The 16,576-nt window shown below is 36.2% G+C and carries 21 protein-coding genes; all 21 read right to left on the reverse strand.

Annotated elements, in window-relative coordinates; genetic code table 11:
* Window positions 1–474 (reverse strand): CHASE3 domain-containing protein (locus ABS911_RS10755; RefSeq protein WP_502880533.1); only part of this gene is annotated, 474 nt, incomplete at its 3' end.
* A gap of 335 nt (window positions 475–809) precedes the next feature.
* Complete coding sequence (ftsE, locus tag ABS911_RS10760) at window positions 810–1,526, reverse strand: cell division ATP-binding protein FtsE (RefSeq protein WP_350467587.1); 717 nt, start codon at window positions 1,524–1,526, stop codon at window positions 810–812.
* A 116-nt stretch (window positions 1,527–1,642) separates the two neighbouring features.
* Window positions 1,643–2,398, reverse strand: a complete 756-nt coding sequence (locus ABS911_RS10765; RefSeq protein ID WP_350467588.1) for a flagellar hook-basal body protein — start codon at window positions 2,396–2,398, stop codon at window positions 1,643–1,645.
* Window positions 2,399–2,409: 11 nt separating this feature from the next.
* Entirely contained in the window at window positions 2,410–3,168 is a 759-nt protein-coding gene (locus tag ABS911_RS10770) for a flagellar hook-basal body protein (protein WP_350467589.1), read from the reverse strand.
* Window positions 3,161–3,877: a sigma-70 family RNA polymerase sigma factor gene (locus ABS911_RS10775; RefSeq protein WP_350467590.1), complete on the reverse strand. Its 717-nt coding sequence runs from the start codon at window positions 3,875–3,877 to the stop codon at window positions 3,161–3,163. The genes ABS911_RS10770 and ABS911_RS10775 overlap by 8 nt, the downstream gene beginning before the upstream one ends.
* Before the next feature lie 96 nt (window positions 3,878–3,973).
* A complete protein-coding gene (flhA, locus tag ABS911_RS10780) occupies window positions 3,974–6,055 on the reverse strand; it encodes a flagellar biosynthesis protein FlhA (protein ID WP_350467591.1) in 2,082 nt (693 codons plus the stop codon).
* 28 nt (window positions 6,056–6,083) lie between these two features.
* The gene (gene flhB, locus ABS911_RS10785) at window positions 6,084–7,151 is read right to left on the reverse strand and encodes a flagellar biosynthesis protein FlhB (RefSeq protein ID WP_350467592.1); all 1,068 of its coding nucleotides are present in this window, start codon (window positions 7,149–7,151) and stop codon (window positions 6,084–6,086) included.
* Window positions 7,152–7,403: 252 nt separating this feature from the next.
* Window positions 7,404–8,156 carry a flagellar biosynthetic protein FliR gene (gene fliR / locus ABS911_RS10790; protein WP_350467593.1) on the reverse strand — a complete coding sequence of 251 codons (753 nt, stop codon included), beginning with the start codon at window positions 8,154–8,156 and terminating at the stop codon, window positions 7,404–7,406.
* A 10-nt stretch (window positions 8,157–8,166) separates the two neighbouring features.
* On the reverse strand, window positions 8,167–8,430 hold the full coding sequence (gene fliQ / locus ABS911_RS10795; RefSeq protein WP_350450925.1) for a flagellar biosynthesis protein FliQ: 264 nt from the start codon (window positions 8,428–8,430) through the stop codon (window positions 8,167–8,169).
* An 11-nt stretch (window positions 8,431–8,441) separates the two neighbouring features.
* Entirely contained in the window at window positions 8,442–9,212 is a 771-nt protein-coding gene (gene fliP / locus ABS911_RS10800; RefSeq protein WP_350467606.1) for a flagellar type III secretion system pore protein FliP, read from the reverse strand.
* Window positions 9,209–9,601: a flagellar biosynthetic protein FliO gene (locus tag ABS911_RS10805; protein WP_350467595.1), complete on the reverse strand. Its 393-nt coding sequence runs from the start codon at window positions 9,599–9,601 to the stop codon at window positions 9,209–9,211. The genes fliP and ABS911_RS10805 overlap by 4 nt, the downstream gene beginning before the upstream one ends.
* Before the next feature lie 24 nt (window positions 9,602–9,625).
* Window positions 9,626–10,096, reverse strand: coding sequence for a flagellar basal body-associated FliL family protein (locus ABS911_RS10810; protein ID WP_350467596.1), 471 nt, complete (start codon window positions 10,094–10,096; stop codon window positions 9,626–9,628).
* A 5-nt stretch (window positions 10,097–10,101) separates the two neighbouring features.
* Window positions 10,102–10,815, reverse strand: a complete 714-nt coding sequence (locus tag ABS911_RS10815) for a flagellar motor protein MotB (RefSeq protein ID WP_350467597.1) — start codon at window positions 10,813–10,815, stop codon at window positions 10,102–10,104.
* Window positions 10,808–11,617 (reverse strand): motility protein A, encoded by an 810-nt coding sequence (locus ABS911_RS10820; RefSeq protein ID WP_350467599.1) that lies wholly within the window; start codon window positions 11,615–11,617, stop codon window positions 10,808–10,810. Before ABS911_RS10820 ends, ABS911_RS10815 begins: the two co-directional genes overlap by 8 nt.
* Window positions 11,614–11,817, reverse strand: coding sequence for a flagellar FlbD family protein (locus tag ABS911_RS10825; protein WP_350467600.1), 204 nt, complete (start codon window positions 11,815–11,817; stop codon window positions 11,614–11,616). Before ABS911_RS10825 ends, ABS911_RS10820 begins: the two co-directional genes overlap by 4 nt.
* 86 nt (window positions 11,818–11,903) lie before the next feature.
* On the reverse strand, window positions 11,904–12,773 hold the full coding sequence (locus ABS911_RS10830; protein WP_350467601.1) for a flagellar hook-basal body complex protein: 870 nt from the start codon (window positions 12,771–12,773) through the stop codon (window positions 11,904–11,906).
* Between the two features lie 73 nt (window positions 12,774–12,846).
* The gene (locus ABS911_RS10835; RefSeq protein ID WP_350450917.1) at window positions 12,847–13,227 is read right to left on the reverse strand and encodes a TIGR02530 family flagellar biosynthesis protein; all 381 of its coding nucleotides are present in this window, start codon (window positions 13,225–13,227) and stop codon (window positions 12,847–12,849) included.
* The gene (locus tag ABS911_RS10840) at window positions 13,227–13,658 is read right to left on the reverse strand and encodes a flagellar hook assembly protein (protein ID WP_350467602.1); all 432 of its coding nucleotides are present in this window, start codon (window positions 13,656–13,658) and stop codon (window positions 13,227–13,229) included. The genes ABS911_RS10835 and ABS911_RS10840 overlap by 1 nt, the downstream gene beginning before the upstream one ends.
* A 13-nt stretch (window positions 13,659–13,671) precedes the next feature.
* The gene (locus ABS911_RS10845; RefSeq protein WP_350467603.1) at window positions 13,672–15,159 is read right to left on the reverse strand and encodes a flagellar hook-length control protein FliK; all 1,488 of its coding nucleotides are present in this window, start codon (window positions 15,157–15,159) and stop codon (window positions 13,672–13,674) included.
* Between the two features lie 56 nt (window positions 15,160–15,215).
* Window positions 15,216–15,659: a flagellar export protein FliJ gene (gene fliJ, locus ABS911_RS10850; RefSeq protein WP_350467604.1), complete on the reverse strand. Its 444-nt coding sequence runs from the start codon at window positions 15,657–15,659 to the stop codon at window positions 15,216–15,218.
* Window positions 15,660–15,670: 11 nt separating this feature from the next.
* A partial coding sequence (locus ABS911_RS10855; protein WP_350467605.1) for a FliI/YscN family ATPase occupies window positions 15,671–16,576 on the reverse strand: 906 nt, incomplete at its 5' end.

The following is a 16,576-nucleotide window of genomic DNA, read 5'->3' on the forward strand; positions in this document are numbered from 1 at the left end:
TTTTCCTAAATCAATTACAGAGTCTGCTTTATTAGTGATAGATGCTACTCGTGAAGTTGTTAATTTTTCATAATCCTGTATTAGAGCATTAGAATACGGTTCTACTGAAGAATGAAGATAACTAGTAGCTCCAGTAACATCTCCCTTATCATATCTTCCAAAAACATCCGTTATTACTTGTTCTTCCCAATCGCTTGTTTTATTGATAACATTTTGTACTTCTTCTGATCCTGATAGAGTTAAAAGTTGTTCTTGATACTCTTTACTTTTTTCCGTATATTGATCAAATAAGTTTTTATACATGGCATCGCCAAACAATATGTATCCTCGTGCTGCTGCTATTCTTTGGGAGATGCTTAAACTCAATTGGTCATCAGCAATCAATAATGCTAGTTCTTCATCCACCATTTCTTCTGTATTGCTATTCGTATTTATAATATTGACCGTCGTTATTGTAGCCATAATAATTACCAAACCTATAACCACCACAAATGGCACCAAAATTTTAGCTTTCAAGCTTTTAAAATTGAGCGTTTTCTTAAGCTTACTCAAATCGAGACTTCTAAATTCTATTTTTTTCATTTTCTCTTTTATACTATTTTGCACTTGACTATACATCCTCTCATTGTTAAAGTTTCCCCTATTGTGAAAAATCCTTTTTGCGTATTTCTTTATCTTTTACTATATCGGTATTTTTTCAGAATACTTAACAAATAATAAAGTTTCTTTTCAATTAATTTTCAAAAAAAAAAGATGCCTTTAGCATCTTTTTTGACCGAACCTATCTCTTATTAAAATAACTTGTTCGTTTAAATAGCTATGTATTCGCCAAGGGAAATATCGTATTGAATCACGTCTTCATCTTTCTTTTCATCCCAAACGATTTTTCCTTGTTCAATCTCTATTACGCGATTACGAAATTTATCTACTATTCCACGATTATGGGTAACCATTAAAATAGTCGTTCCCTGTTGATTGATACGGTAAAACAACCGCATGATCTCTAGAGCTGTTTTTGGGTCTAAATTACCTGTTGGTTCATCTGCAATGATTAGTTTAGGTGAATTGACGATTGCACGTGCGATTGATACTCGTTGTTGTTCCCCACCAGATAGTTCGGTTGGTTTATCATTCGCCTTGTCTTCTAATTCAACATAACGCAATGCTTGCATCACTAACGGTTCAATCGCATCTGGTTCGGTACCGATCACTTCTAACGCATACGCGATATTTTCAAAAACGGTACGGTCCAACAATAATTTGAAATCTTGAAAAACGATTCCAATCTGTCTTCTAAGTTTAGGAATATCTTTTTCTTTCATCTTAGATAACAGTTGACCACCGACTTCGATCTGACCTTTAGTCACTTTTTCTTCTCTATATAATAATTTTGCTAACGTTGATTTTCCAGAGCCGCTTGCCCCTACCAAATAGACAAATTCTCCATCTTCAATTGTCAGATTGACCCCTCGAAGAGCTTTTACTCCTTTAGAGTAATTTTTAACGACGTTTTTCATTCTAATCATGATTCATCACCTGTTTTACCTCAAATTCTTCCCTAACGCTAGTTTTGCGTCAACCCAAATCCGATAGTGTATGTGCCTAAAGATATAGATATCTTTTCCTGTTGTTCAACTAAATCCTATTGTTTAAATTGGTTAATGACTGAAGCCATTTCATCTGTTCCTTGTGCAACTTTAAGATTCAATGAGTATGACCGTTGTGCCAACATCATTTCAGTAATAGAAGAGGCTAAGTCAACATTTGATGCTTCTAAATAATTCTGTTGAATCGAACCATCTCCCGCTCCAAATGCTCCATCATAGCTGAATTTATTTTCTCCCACAGGCTCCAGAGCATTTGTTTGCGTTGGATGGAATAAAGGAATCGTTCCAACCAATGTACTACCATTTTCTGAGTGAATCGTTACTTCGCCGTTTTCAGCAATGGATACGTCTCCTTCAGGCCATTGATTGGTTGGTATAGTTGTTTGAATCTCTAATGTATCGCCGTTATCATTTGTGATCGATTTATCCCCATTTACATGGAAGGCTCCATCACGCGTTAGATAGCGCTCACCATTTTCTCCAATAACTCCAAAGAAACCTTCTCCAGCAATCGCTAAGTGGTAATCATTTGAATCAGAAATTAGTGATCCTTGGCCAAAATTCGTAGATGTTACACCACTTTTTGATCCACTTGCAATTCCTGAATCTTGAACCGTATCCGATAAGTAATCTGCTTCACCGTTCATATCATTCAACAGTAACTCGTTAAAACTGATATTTTTAGATTTGTACCCTGTTGTATTAATGTTAGCAATATCATGTGATACAGCATCCATTTGGTTTTGGATCGCATTCATGCCGCTTTTACTGATGCTTAAAGGTATACTCATTTCTTCATCTCCTATACTTTCCCAACTTCATTGACTGCTTTTCTTAATGTTTCATCTGCAGCACTAAGAGCTTTTTGATTGGCTTCAAATTCTCTTGAAACTTGCATCAAGTTCGTGATTTCATCGACTGTTTGTACATTGGATGTTTCCAGATAATTCTGCTGCATAACTGTTCCACCAATTAGTACCGTACCACCTTGTCCAGCAAACAGCGTATCTCCAGCTCTTGTCAACCCAGCCGTATCATCGAACTCAGTGATCATCAAACTCAAACCAGAGCCTGATATGTTTCCTCTGTTGTCAATTGAAAAGTCTGTCCCATTCGCTTGGATAGGAGAAGTTTGTCCATTAGCATCTACACCAAGGACACGGTATCCTTCTTGAGTAACTAATTCTCCTGTATCATTAACTGCAAAGTTTCCGTTACGTGTATAATAGTTTTCTCCATTTGGCGCTTCAACTGTGAAAAATCCGTCTCCTTGGATCGCTACATCTGTTGCAGAAGCAGTAGCTTTTAATCCGCCTTGACTAAAATTTTGAACGATTTCATCAATCTGATTGCCAAATGTAAAGTCACCGATATCTTGCTGTTGATTTAAAAATGGGCCATCTAAATGGTTGGACATCACTTCTGATGCACGTGTACTTTGAATAATTTCTTGCGATTTGTACCCTGAGGTATTGATGTTGGCTACATTTGCACTAATATTTTCTTGTTTTTTTTGTAAAATATTAAAATTATTGTTGAGTGTTGTTAAACTTCTAATCATCGTATTCTCTCCTCATCGATTCTTTTAATTTCAAAATCATTTTGCCATGTATTTGTGAAACCCTAGGAACCGAAATGTCAAAGATATACGCAATTTCTTTCAGTGACAACTCTTCAACATAATACAAGTTTAAAATAGTTTGTTCTCTCTTATTTAATTTGCTGACATTTTTGGTTAGCAGCTGCTGGCGTTCTTTGTCTAACAAAGTGTCTTCAGAGCCTGTTTCATGTTTGTCTTCTAAGAAATCTATCAATTCAATCGAATTGCCGTCATCACTAAACATGACTTTTTCCAACGATACAGATGCAAGGTTATGTACTGTCTCGTGAATTTTTGTTAAAGCTTTTTCATTGATTTTCAATTCTTCACAAATTTCTTTTTCAGTAGGTGTACGCATGAGTGTTGCTTCCAGCTTTTCTTTAGCACGGTAATAGTCATTCAACTTTCCCATTCTGGTTCGAGATACAGGAGCTGTTTTTCTGATTTCATCAATGATGGAACCTTTTATTCTAATATACGCATATCCCTCAAAAGGAACTTTTTTCGATTTATCGAATTTTTCCAGCGCATCCATAAGACCAATAACCCCAATATTATATAGATCATCTCGGTCATACTCACTTCGCTTAACATCCATTCGATTAACAATTTTTTCTACTAGGGGAAGGTATTTAATGATTTCCTTTTCCCTATCATTTTCATAATACATTTATACCCCTCCACCTTAGAAACAGAATGAATTGGAACGAAAACAACCTATATCATTCTCGTTCTTCCTTCACTCTGCTTACCTCTCTATTTACGTTTATCCTTCGATCATGCCAACTGTTTCAATCGGTATATCATTTGGCACTTCATTTAATGACACCACCGTTAAATCAGGAAAATTATACGAGATCAGATTTTTCATAGCTGGTCTTACTTTTGGTGAAGCCAATAAAACATGTGGAATCCCTCTAGCTGATAATTGGTTATGAATGGATGTGATACTATCAAAAATCTTCGTAACTGTTTCCGGCTGCAAGATTGGTATGGATCCAGCAGAAGATTTTTGAATGCTTCGTGTGATCATTTCTTCCGTGTCGGGCATTATGGTAACTACTTGAAGAACATTTTGTTCGTCTAAGTAAGGTTTAACCACTGTCCGTTTTAGGGATTGACGTACATATTCAGTCAGCATTTCAATATCTTTGGTTGTGTTTCCATAATCCGCTAAGGTTTCTAAAATAGTGACTAGATCATTGATTGGAATACTTTCTTTCAATAAGTTTTGCAAGACTTTTTGAACTTCACCTAAACGAAGAATGTCCGGGATCAGTTCATCAATGACTACGCCATACTTATCTTTGATTCCTTCGAGCAGTTGTTTCACTTCTTGTCTGCCTAATAATTCGTAACTTGACTTGTAAATCGTCTCTTTCAAATGAGTAACTAAAACGGTTATCGGATCTACTACTGTATACCCTCTTAAATCAGCCGTTTCCCGGTCACCTTCATTTACCCACATAGCATCCAATCCAAAAGCAGGTTCTTTAGTTGGAATGCCATCAAAGTCAAATTCTGTTTCACCAGGATCCACGATCATGTATTTATCTAAGTACAATTCTCCACGAGCCACGACGTTTCCTTTGATTTTGATTACATAATCATTGGCTTTCAATTGTAAATTATCTCTGATTCGAATGGGGCTCAATAAGATACCTAATTCATGAGCACTTTGTTTGCGAATGGTTGTGATATGGCTCATCAAGTTGTTGTCTTGATTTTCATCCGCAATTGGAATCAAACCATATCCAATTTCAATGGATATGGGATCCACTTGGAAGGAAGCCACTGATTCATCAGTACTTTTTTCTTGGGTTGTCCGCTGGGCAGCTTTCGACCGGATTTCTTTGGCTTGTTGGTTTGATTTCTTTGATTTTTCATTTTCCATCAATAAGTATCCAGCCGCTCCGGCTACTAATCCCAATAGTAAAAATGGAATAGTTGGAAATCCTGGCATAACAGCAAATAACAGCAAAATCGCTGATAGCATCATCATTACTTTTGGTGAGTTGAATAATTCTTCACCAATGGAACTACCAAAACCTTTAATACTTCCAGAGCGTGTTACTAAGATCCCAGAAGCTACCGAAATCAGTAATGATGGAATTTGACTAACTAATCCGTCCCCAATGGTTAACTTACCAAATGTTGTCAAAGCTTCCATGATTTCCATATCATTTTGTAAGGAATGAATGGCGATTCCACCAATTAAGTTAATTACGGTGATGATTAATCCTGCGATAGCATCACCTTTAACGAATTTACTCGCTCCATCCATTGCTCCGAAAAACTGGGTTTCTCTTTCAAGGTCTGAACGTCTTTTTTTAGCTGTGTCTTCATTGATCAGTCCGGAATTCAAATCTGCGTCAATTGCCATTTGTTTACCTGGCATAGCATCCAGCGTAAACCGCGCTGACACTTCAGAAACACGACTTGCTCCATTGGTTACAACCATCATTTGAATAATAACGATAATAATAAAGATTACCGCTCCAACAATGAAATTACTTCCTGTTACAACGTTAGCAAAGGTTTCAATTACGGCTCCTGCTTCTCCTTCAGTTAAAATTAACCGCGTAGAAGAGATATTCAGTGCTAAACGAAACATGGTCGTAATCAATAATAATGTCGGAAAAGTTGAGAATTCTAACACGTTTTTTGTAAACAGAGTCAGCAGTAGTATTGTAATCGACAATGCTATGTTGATGATCAGCATAAAATCGAGTAATCCAGCTGGTAATGGAATAATGATCATTCCTAGAATCATCATTACAAAAAATGCAACAATAACATCCATAGAACTAGTTAGTTTTTCAATTTTTCCCCAAAAAGCAGTAGACATGTTTTTGAACTCCTTATCTTAAAAAGCGTTAAATCTTATGTTTGTTTATTTCTTCCATTTGGTAAACCAATGCTAGTATTTCAGCAATGGCTTGGTAAAGATCAATTGGCACTGGCTGGCCGATCTCGACCGTTTTATACATCGCTCTAGCGACTGGTTTATTTTCAATAATCGGAATGTCAAAAGCCTTCGCCCGTTCTCTGATTTTGGCAGCTTGATAATCTGCCCCTTTAGCCACAATGATCGGTACTTCATCTTTCCCTTTTTCATATCGAATGGCAATAGCTAGATGCGTTGGGTTCGTTATAATGGCTGTTGCAGTTTCCACATCTTGTAATGCTCCTTTTGACAACTGACGGTACCGCTGTCTCCTTTGAGACTTGATTTGTGGATCACCTTCAGATTCCTTGTATTCATCTTTTAAATCTTGTTTAGACATCTTCAAGTTTTTCCGATAGTCATAAACTTGATAGATGTAATCAATCAAACCTAATATAAGCAGAAGTACACCCAATTGGGTTCCCAGCTCCATTACAAGATCGGACATTAAGAAAAACAACTTTTCCGTTCCCACATTGCTGGAATTAAGAATCAAGTATACGGAAGTTTCAAGTGTCTTATACGCCATCCAAAAGACCAAGGTTAGTTTGGCAACATTTTTGACCATCGTAAACAAAGTTTTTTTACTGAACATGTTCTTAAACCCACTAATCGGATTTATCTTGCTTAGTTTAAACTTAATTGGCTCTGCAGAAAACAAAAATCCGGTCTGGGCAATACTTGATACAAATGCTGCTACAAATGCAATGGCTAAAAATGGACCAGCTAACATTAAAACAAACACAATCGATTTCATACCAATATCGGCTAGATTATTTTCTAAGCCATTTACTGTAAATCCTGCCGATAAGTAATTCTGTAAATAAAGTAAACTGTATTTCAATATGTAATTTCCTAAAAAAGTTGCAGTGAGGATGAATACGATAAAAGTAACAGCGGACGTTAAATCTGGACTTTTAGGAATTTCGCCTTTTTTTCTAGTGTCCCGTAATTTCTTGGGACTGGCTTTTTCGGTTTTTCCATCTTTTTCCGCCATTCACTTTCACCTCACATTTTTTGTGTTTTTAAATTATTTCAATTAATTATCCAGGATTTCTTCCGGAATGAACGGGTTTGCTTGTGGAGAGCCATGAGACCGCCGAAAGCCATAGTCTTTCTGGCTTTCAAGCCTCAAACAAAGCGTAATCGCTGAAGCGTTAACGCTCTGTAATTCGCATTGAATCTAATACATAGCTACAAGCACCCTCTATTCCTCCAAAAATTCCTTTTAAATCATTAAAATCATTTTTTAAAACGACTGAATAAATTCATTCATGTATTTAACCATTAACGGCAATATTTTATGAATGTTTTCAATTAAAGTTGGGAGTAAAATCAGCATGATCACAAAACTTGCCACGATTTTCAAAGGCATCCCTAAGATCAAAACGTTGATTTGAGGAACTGAACGTGAAATCAATCCTAAGATAACTTCAGTCAATAAAGCTACAATTACCATTGGTGCGGATAAGTTAAATGCCAACTCAAAGATAATTCCTAATAACTTCATCATTCCTTCAACGCCAAAATCGCCTAAATTTGTACTGGATACTGGGATAGATTGAAACGATTGAACCAAGCTTTTGATTACGACATGATGTAGATTAGTTAAATAAAACACACACATAGATAACCAATAGTAAATTTTCCCATAATAGGAAACGTTTATCCCCATACTCGGATCATAAACAGCTCCCATTGAAAATCCAACTTGAAAATCCACAAAATTCCCTGCAATCTCAACCGCAGAAAAAAAGAGTTTTGTAATAAATCCAATGGCTATTCCAAGTAGTACTTCCTTTAAGATCAGTATAGCGAACAAAAATGTTCCTGCTTCTTGCTCCATCACGGGTACTGCTGAATAAGCTGCAAGCGTGATTCCCATAGATAAGGCAATTTTAGCTACACTTGGCAGACCTTTAATGGAGAACCCCGGGCTCACTACTATAAAAGAAGTTATCCGTATAAATATTAAGATGATCGTTTGCAGTTGTATAGTCATGTTTATCCTCTCAAAGTGCCGCAATCATTTCAAAAATCTTTTGCGTAAATCCAACCAGACTATTTAGCATAAAATTTCCAAAAACAATTAACGAGACAATCACAGCTAAGATTTTAGGTACAAAACTTAATGTTTGCTCTTGAAGTTGTGTTGTTGCTTGTATGATACTAATAATCAACCCTATGACTAACGCAATGATCAATGTCGGTCCAGCTACAGTTATCATAACCATAAAGGCTTCTCTTATAATGTCTAAAACTTTTACTGTTGTCATTTTTTACACCTCTACTGAAATCCTGTGACTAACGATTCAACCACCAAGTACCATCCATCAACTAAAACAAATAATAATAACTTAAATGGCAAAGAAATCATGACCGGAGACAACATAAACATCCCCATCGACATTAATATACTGGCCACTACAATATCAATCACTAAAAACGGTATAAAAATTAAAAAGCCAATACTGAATGCCGTCCGTAATTCACTAATAATAAATGCTGGAATAGCTACTGTTAAAGGAAGATCATTCACATCTGCTGGTTTTTCAGTCTCAGATATATCTAAGAATAATTGAAAGTCTTCATCTCTTGTTTGCTTGTACATAAACTCTTTTATGGGCAACTCCGCTGATTCAAATGCTGCTTGTCCAGATATTTCTTCATTTATGTAGGGCGTAATCGCTTCATTCATAACATCAGTATAAACAGGCTGCATAATAAACAAAGATAAAAACAAGGCGATTCCCATTAACACCAAATTAGGCGGGTTTTGTTGCGTTCCTAGCGAGCTTCTGACAAATGAAAGTACAACAATGATACGTGTAAAACAAGTTGTCAATACTAAAAATGTCGGAGCTAGACTAAGGGCTGTTGTTAAAAGAAACAGTTGCACAACTTGAGAGGTTTCTCCTGTTTCACTTCCTAGAGCCTCTGACAATCCGCTTAACCCATCTGTTAGTTCTGCAGCCGTAACGACTTGCGGAAAGAGTAAACTACTCATTAAAAAGAGGGTAAAGGTTAAAATTAAAAATTTTTTCTTTTGCAACTTTATTTCCTCTTTTCATAGAAAGATTGGTACTGAGACTGCAGTGATTTAAAAGTGTGAACGGCTTTTTCCCCCGATTGTTGTTTTTTAGACTTCATCGGAGAAACTAGTGTTGTTTCATCTATACTTGCTGTAATTTTTTCCTTTTCTTCTGCAGTCAGTTCTCTTAATATTTCATTGCGCGTATCTGTAAAACTCATTAAGTAGTACGTGTCCGCAATTTCTACAATGCTAAGGGCTGAACTCTTGCTGATTGGAGTTCTCTCAATCACTTTGATCACTTGATTTTTTTTCGTCATAAACGTATTTAAATATTTCAATCCGTAATTCGCTGCAAGTATGATTACAATTAGAGCCACAACACTTTTCAACACATAACTTAGTCCAAGTTCCAACTTTCTATTCCTCCCTCTTTCTTCTTATTGGGTAACAATATTCGTGATATAAATATCATTAACTACATCTGTCTCCAACTTTTGATTGATGGCTTCCATTAATTCTTTTTTTATTACCAAGTTACTAGCTTCTTCCTCTATAAAAATAGTATCTACGGTTTTCTTACGTAAAACAGAAATAACTGTATCGCGAAGTTCAGCTACATTCGCATTCAATAATTCTTCAGCACCTTCTTTTGTGCTGTATAAAGAGATTTCAATTTTCAAAAAATTTCTTTTAGCTGATTCACCAGAATCTAAATTAATTAAAAATTCTTCTAAAGGAACCGTTGTTTCAATTACTTCTTCTTTCGAAAAATTTGCTATCATATCCTGTGCCTTACCTGAAGTAAAACCAAAACTGACGACTGCTCCTATCAAAATTGCAACTAGAACAATAACACTCACAATTATTTTGTTCTTCCCTTTAGCCGCCTTAGCTTCTTCAGTTTTCATCTGTCTTACTCCTCCTGTTGATCATAAACAATTACAATGTTTACTCTTCTATTTTTCGCTTTATTTTCTTCTGAATCATTTGGAACCGTTGGATGATATTCTCCATAACCTTTGGCTGATAGCCGAGTTGGATCGACTTTTCTTTCTTCACTTAAATAACGTAGGACCGATAAAGCTCTACTTGTAGATAATTCCCAGTTGCTACTGAAATTAGCATTATGCATTGGAACATTATCCGTATACCCTTCTATCACGACCTCATTGTCGAATTGTTGAATCAACTCACCTAAATTATTTAACGTATTCTTTCCAGAATCAGCTATAATAGCACTTCCGCTTCCAAATAAAATGGATTCTTGAATATTTACGTAAATTCCATCTTGATCGTATTCAACACTTGCTTGAGATGTTATATTTTTTGTTTCCAAAAATTGCACGACTTCGTTATACATTTTGAGCAATTCTGGATCAACTGCCTCTTCACTTGATTCTGTAGCAGAATCTACGACCGCACTTTCTTCAAGTAAAGAATCTCCTCCTCCAAATGCTAATTGCATAGAATTAGAAGCCTCATTAAATTTCTCTGCACTCACGCTTGACATAGAGTAAAGCAGTATGAAAAATGTCAGCAATAATGACATCAGATCTGAGAAAGTTGTCATCCATCCGGATCCACCTGAATTGTTGTTGGATTCTTTTTTCTTTCGTCTTCTAGCCATAATTTTGTTCCTCTTGTTGAAGTTTTGCAGTTGCTTTCATGGCTTCTTCTTTATTTTCAAAAGGCAGATAACCTTTTAATTTTTGTTCAATTACACGTGGATTTTCTCCAGCTTGTAAAGATAAAACTCCTTCAATAATCATTTCACAGCTTTTCATTTCTTCAATTGTTTGCATTTGTAAATTACTTGCAATTGGGATAAACACTAAGTTAGCTAAAAAACTTCCGTAGAAAGTCGTAATCAAAGCTGTAGCCATTCCAACTCCAATCGTACTAGGGTCATTTAATTCACCCAACATGATAACTAAACCAATCAATGTTCCAATCATCCCATAAGCTGGAGCCATTTCTCCCCATTTTAAAAAGATATCCTGTCCAACACTGTGTCTTTTTTCAATATTTTCAGTTGTAATTTCCATAATGTCTCTAATAGTTTCTGGTTCTAATCCATCTACAACCATTTGCAAACCGTTAATCATCAATTCGTTGTCTTGTAATCCAATGTCTTCTTCAATAGCCAAAATCCCTTGACTTCTTGCTTTTCTAGACAACGATGAGAATGTTTCAATCAAATTAGCATAGTCAGGGTTTGGGTTAAGTAACAATGTTTTCAAAATAGAAGGCAACGTCTTGATTGATTTTAATGGGAAACTAATCAATATTGCACTAAATGAACCACCCAGCGTAATTACTAAAGAAGGTACATCAACAAAACTGGCAATATCACCACTAGAAGTAATCGACCAAATAATAAACCCGAAGCCTAAAACTAGACCAACTATTGGTACAATATTTTTTTTCATAATTCTCCTTCTGATAAACCATTATATATTCTTCTTTTATATTGAATGACTTTTTCTACTATTTCCTTTTCTGATTCGGTAACCCTTACCGTTTTACCGTCTGTTAAGGTAATAATAGTGTCAAAAGAATGGTCTACTCGATAAATCAAATCACAATTTAAATAAAATTCTTTTCCTGAAACAGCTGTTAAAGCGATCATACTTAAACTCCATTCTGCTTTTGATTTCTTTAACAAGATAGAAGGTTTTTTGGTTTCTCCAAAAAACCTTCCTACTCATACATTAATTATCTTTTCAGATTGATCAATTCTTCTAACATCGTATCTGACGTTGTGATACTTCTTGAGTTCGCTTGGTAAGATCTGCTGGTTACGATCATTTCAGTAAACTCATTCGCTAAATCCACGTTAGACATTTCCAAGAAACCAGAACGAACACTTCCATATCCAGCATCTCCAGGATTTCCCGCTACTGGGTCTCCTGAGTTAGCAGAGGCTGAGTACAGGTTTCCGCCGTTTTTTTGTAATCCATCAGGGTTAGAGAAAGAAGTTAATCCCACACGTCCTAAGACCATTGATTTCCCACCACTGTATGATCCTACAATAAATCCATCATTATCTATGCTGTAACTTTGTAGTTCAAGTGCATCTCCTCCATCAGGATTTGGAATCGTTTGAGGAATGTTGATAGGCTCCATTGTTGTTCCTAAGCTACCTGGTACAAAATTCGCATCATTTGCAGCTGGAGCTCCATCTGAATACCCTTGAACTTGAAGTCCGCTACTGGTAACTAAATTACCATTGGGGTCAGCATACAAGCCACCATCTCTAGTATAAAAAGTATTTGTGCCATCTGTGACTGTGAAAAATGAGCTGTCTCCATTTTCAATCCCAAAGTCTAGTGATCTACCGGTAGATTGCAAAGACCCGCCTGTCATAACTGTATCAATTGATCCTACTTGGACTCCTAACCCAACTTGTTGAGCATTGATTCCTGCTTGTGCGGATGCATTTGTTTGGCTTAACATATCTTCGAAACGCACTCTTCCTGTTTTAAAAGCTGTTGTATTTACATTGGCAATATTATTTGAGATAACGTCCATTTTCGTTTGAATATTTTTCATTCCGGTAACACCTGAGTATAATGATTTTAACATTTCTTTTCCTCCGTTCGGTTATCCCACTTCAGTCGGTCCATGGGATACCAGCTTCTTTTTAAGTCCAGCTGTTTTATCCGTTGATTTTTTTCACACTGTCAATATTGGTGATGGTTTCCATTTCACTAGCATTCATAGCTGTAATAATGGTTCGATTATTGATGCTTGCAATTAACGCCATATCTTTATATACGATCAATGAATTCTTTGACCCTTTTTGATTCAGCTCTTCTACTGCACCTTCAATAGTTGTTAAGTCAGATTGGTTTAATTGTATGCCTCGTTCTTCCATACGTTTTTGAGCATGATTCGAAATTTTCATTTCTGTAGAAGTTGTTTGTGTCTGCAACGATTCCTTAAAGAAAGATTGGAATGTTCGATCAATTTTTTGATTGATTGGGTTGGACCTTTTTTCTATTGTTTGATTTAGTGTACCTTCAACGCGAAAAGACATTAAGTCTGATCACCAACTTCTAAAATAGCGTTTAATGCGTAATCTTTTCCACCAACTTGGATCGTCGCGTAACCTTGATCAAATTTAACTTTATCAACAGTTCCACTGATAAAACCTGATTCTGCACCTGCTACTTTGACTTCTTTATTTAGAAGACTCAAAGCTTGTTGTTGTTGCGTCATTAAGACATTCAAATTCAGCGTTTCTGAAACAGTTGTCAATTGATCCAATGTATTGAATTGTGCCAATTGAGCAAGATAATCGGTTTCTCCACCGCCACCACTGCTTCCACTTTCACCCGGCATAGAAGGCATTTTTATTGAGGCTGCCATAATTTGTAAAAAGTCTTCTGTTGCAAGTTCGTTATTTTTCTTTTCAGTTGATGAGACATTATTGATTGATCCCATCATGAAGTCTGTTGGAAAGTCCATTCTTTTCTTCCTCTCACACTAATATGCTGAGTCTTTTTGTGTCACTTTTTATTGTTTCCTCAGATGTTAATGTCTCATTTTCAGTAGCTGTAAAATTCATTTGTTTTCCAAAGATATTCTTCTTCTCTTCTCCCTGTCTTTCTTGGGAATTAAAATCGGATGAAGCATGTTCTTGTAATTGAATGGTTAGGTCACCTAGTCGAATATTTTGGCGATCTAACTTATCCGTTAGTTGGTGCATGCCGTTCGCTAATAAATCTTTGGTCTCCATAGTATCCACAACAATTTTTGTTATCAATACATTATCCTTCAACTCTACGGTAATCTTGACCTCACCCATCCGTTCAGGTGTTAATGTCACATGTGCAATGGATTGTTTGCCACTTAAAACTGTTTCAGCTTGTTGCATGATCACTTCACTTACCTGCTGAATTCCTGCTTGTCTTACAGGTTCTACCACACTCGATTGTTTGATAGAGATTGCTTCAACGATTTGTTGCTGTTGAACAGGTTGTCCTTGCGTATCAACTTCAGTGACTTTAGTTAATGCATCATAACTTTCTGCTTTTTTAGAACGAGAATCTATGTCTTTCAGAACCCTTTCGGTTGAAAGAGTTTCAGTTAATACTGTTGACTTACTTCCATTACCATCTGCTTCTAATTGTTGAACACTATCATTTGGTGTTTCAGTTGTCTGTGTTGGCAATTCATTTAGTGAATTTACCGTTAAATTATCCGATTCAGTAATGGGTTGGTTAACGATTCGTCCATTTTTCCACTCCGAAGTCAAAAAACGACCAGTTGATAAAATAGTATCAGCCATTACAGTTTCTTTTTTTACAGAAATTTGAACGGACTCTGTTTCAACCAAACTAGATTCTTCCATTAAAATGTTAGTAACATCTTTTTCATTTGCTTTATTAACGGATTCAATAGCTATAGTTGGTTTAGAAACAGGAATTTTTTCTGTTTGTACTAGTTCTTCACTCATTACCATTTGGTCTTTTAAAATCACTTGTGGTTCAATAACTTCTTTCGTTATAGATTCCATATTAGATTCTTCCAGAAGATTTTGGTGCCTATTCATTACCAGATTTTCATCTTGAATACGAGCAATCATTTTTTCAGTTTCACCATGCACTTGTCTGTCAAAAGTCAGCTCACTAGTTTTCATTGGTGAGATCACTTGATTTTTTGGTGGCTCATTCTGATTCATTTCTGCTGGTTGAAGCTCTTGCCTAGGGTTATACAGACCCGTGTAAAGCAAAGGCGTGTCTAAATTAAGTGTTTCATCGGGTGATTCTTCAGTGCTTTCTTCATCTGTTTTTTCTTTTTCAGTCGTCTCTTTGGAATTAGAAACCTCTTTATGTATCGTGCTTGGTTGCTCTTTACTTAAGTACCCTGCAAGTTGAGTTTCGAATTCTTCAGGTAATATTTCCTGCTTTTGATTAGACAGTTGTTGTGGTCCAGTACTAATGGTTACAACAGGAGTTGGGTTCATTTCTTTTTCACCTCCTTTCAATGGGTAATAAGTCCATTTACTTATGAATAGGTCTATTAATAATAGGTTTTCCCGAAACTTAAGGTAGCCATCTCATCTAATTGTTTTTGTTCTTCATGTTTCTCTTTTTCCATCAAAAATATGTATTCTTTTTCTTTTAACTTTTCCATGACTTTTCGATCTTTATGGGCTTCCATTAACTCAACACGAGCCACTTCTACCTCTTTTTCAGCTTTAGTAATAAGGTTCTTTTGATGAATGATCTTCTCATCAATCATATTTTTATATAAATGTTGACGACGCAATACGTCGATGCGATTAGTTGATAAACTGTCATTTTTTATTTTAATATTTTCACCTATCAACCGTTGCAAAATATTTTCTTGTTGATCTTTGTGCTGTTGCACTTGCCCTAAGTTCTTTTTTTTCTCTTCCTCGGTATCTGATCGCCAGTCGAGAACTTTTTCCATTGAAAATTTGTAGTTTGCTATGTCATTCACCCCAAGTTACTTTAATTGACGAACTGCTGTACTTCAAAGAGCGTTTTTAATTGATCAACAACCTCATCAAATGCATAACGTTCATCCACTCGTTGTTTTAAAAAGTCTTTTATCGGTGTATTTAACTGAACCGCTCGATCAACTAATGGGTTGCTGCCCTTACGATAAGCTCCTACATCAATCAAATCTTTTGAATCTGAATACACAGACATATTTTCTTTTAATTTCCCAGCTGTTGTCGAATGTTTATCAGTTGTAATATCTTTCATCAAACGGCTGATACTATTTTGAATATCGATCGCCGGATAATGGTTCTCTGAAGCAATTTTTCGCGATAACACGATATGTCCATCTAAGATACCACGGACGGAATCGGCAATGGGTTCATTCATGTCATCCCCTTCAACCAATACGGTATAAAAGGCAGTTATTGAGCCGTTTTCAGACATCCCACTTCGTTCTAATAACTTAGGCAATGTCGTAAATACAGAAGGTGTATACCCTTTAGTTGTTGGTGGCTCACCAGTTGCTAACCCGATTTCACGTTGGGCCATAGCTACACGCGTAACCGAGTCCATCATCAAAACCACTTTTTTGCCCTGATCTCGAAAATACTCAGCAATCGTGGTTGCTACAGAAGCTCCTTTTAATCGCACAAGTGGCGGCATATCTGATGTTGCACAGACAACGACCGATTTCCGGTATCCTTCTTCGCCTAAATCTTTTTCGATAAACTCAAGAACTTCTCTTCCACGCTCTCCGATTAGTCCGATCACAATAATGTCTGCTTCAATGTATCTGGCCATCATACCCAACAAGGTACTTTTCCCAACTCCAATACCCGCAAATATTCCGACCCGTTGTCCTTCTCCGCCTGTCAGTGGTCCATCGATTGCTTTTATCCCGGTTGGCATGAC

The sequence above is a fragment of the Carnobacterium sp. genome (assembly GCF_040274425.1).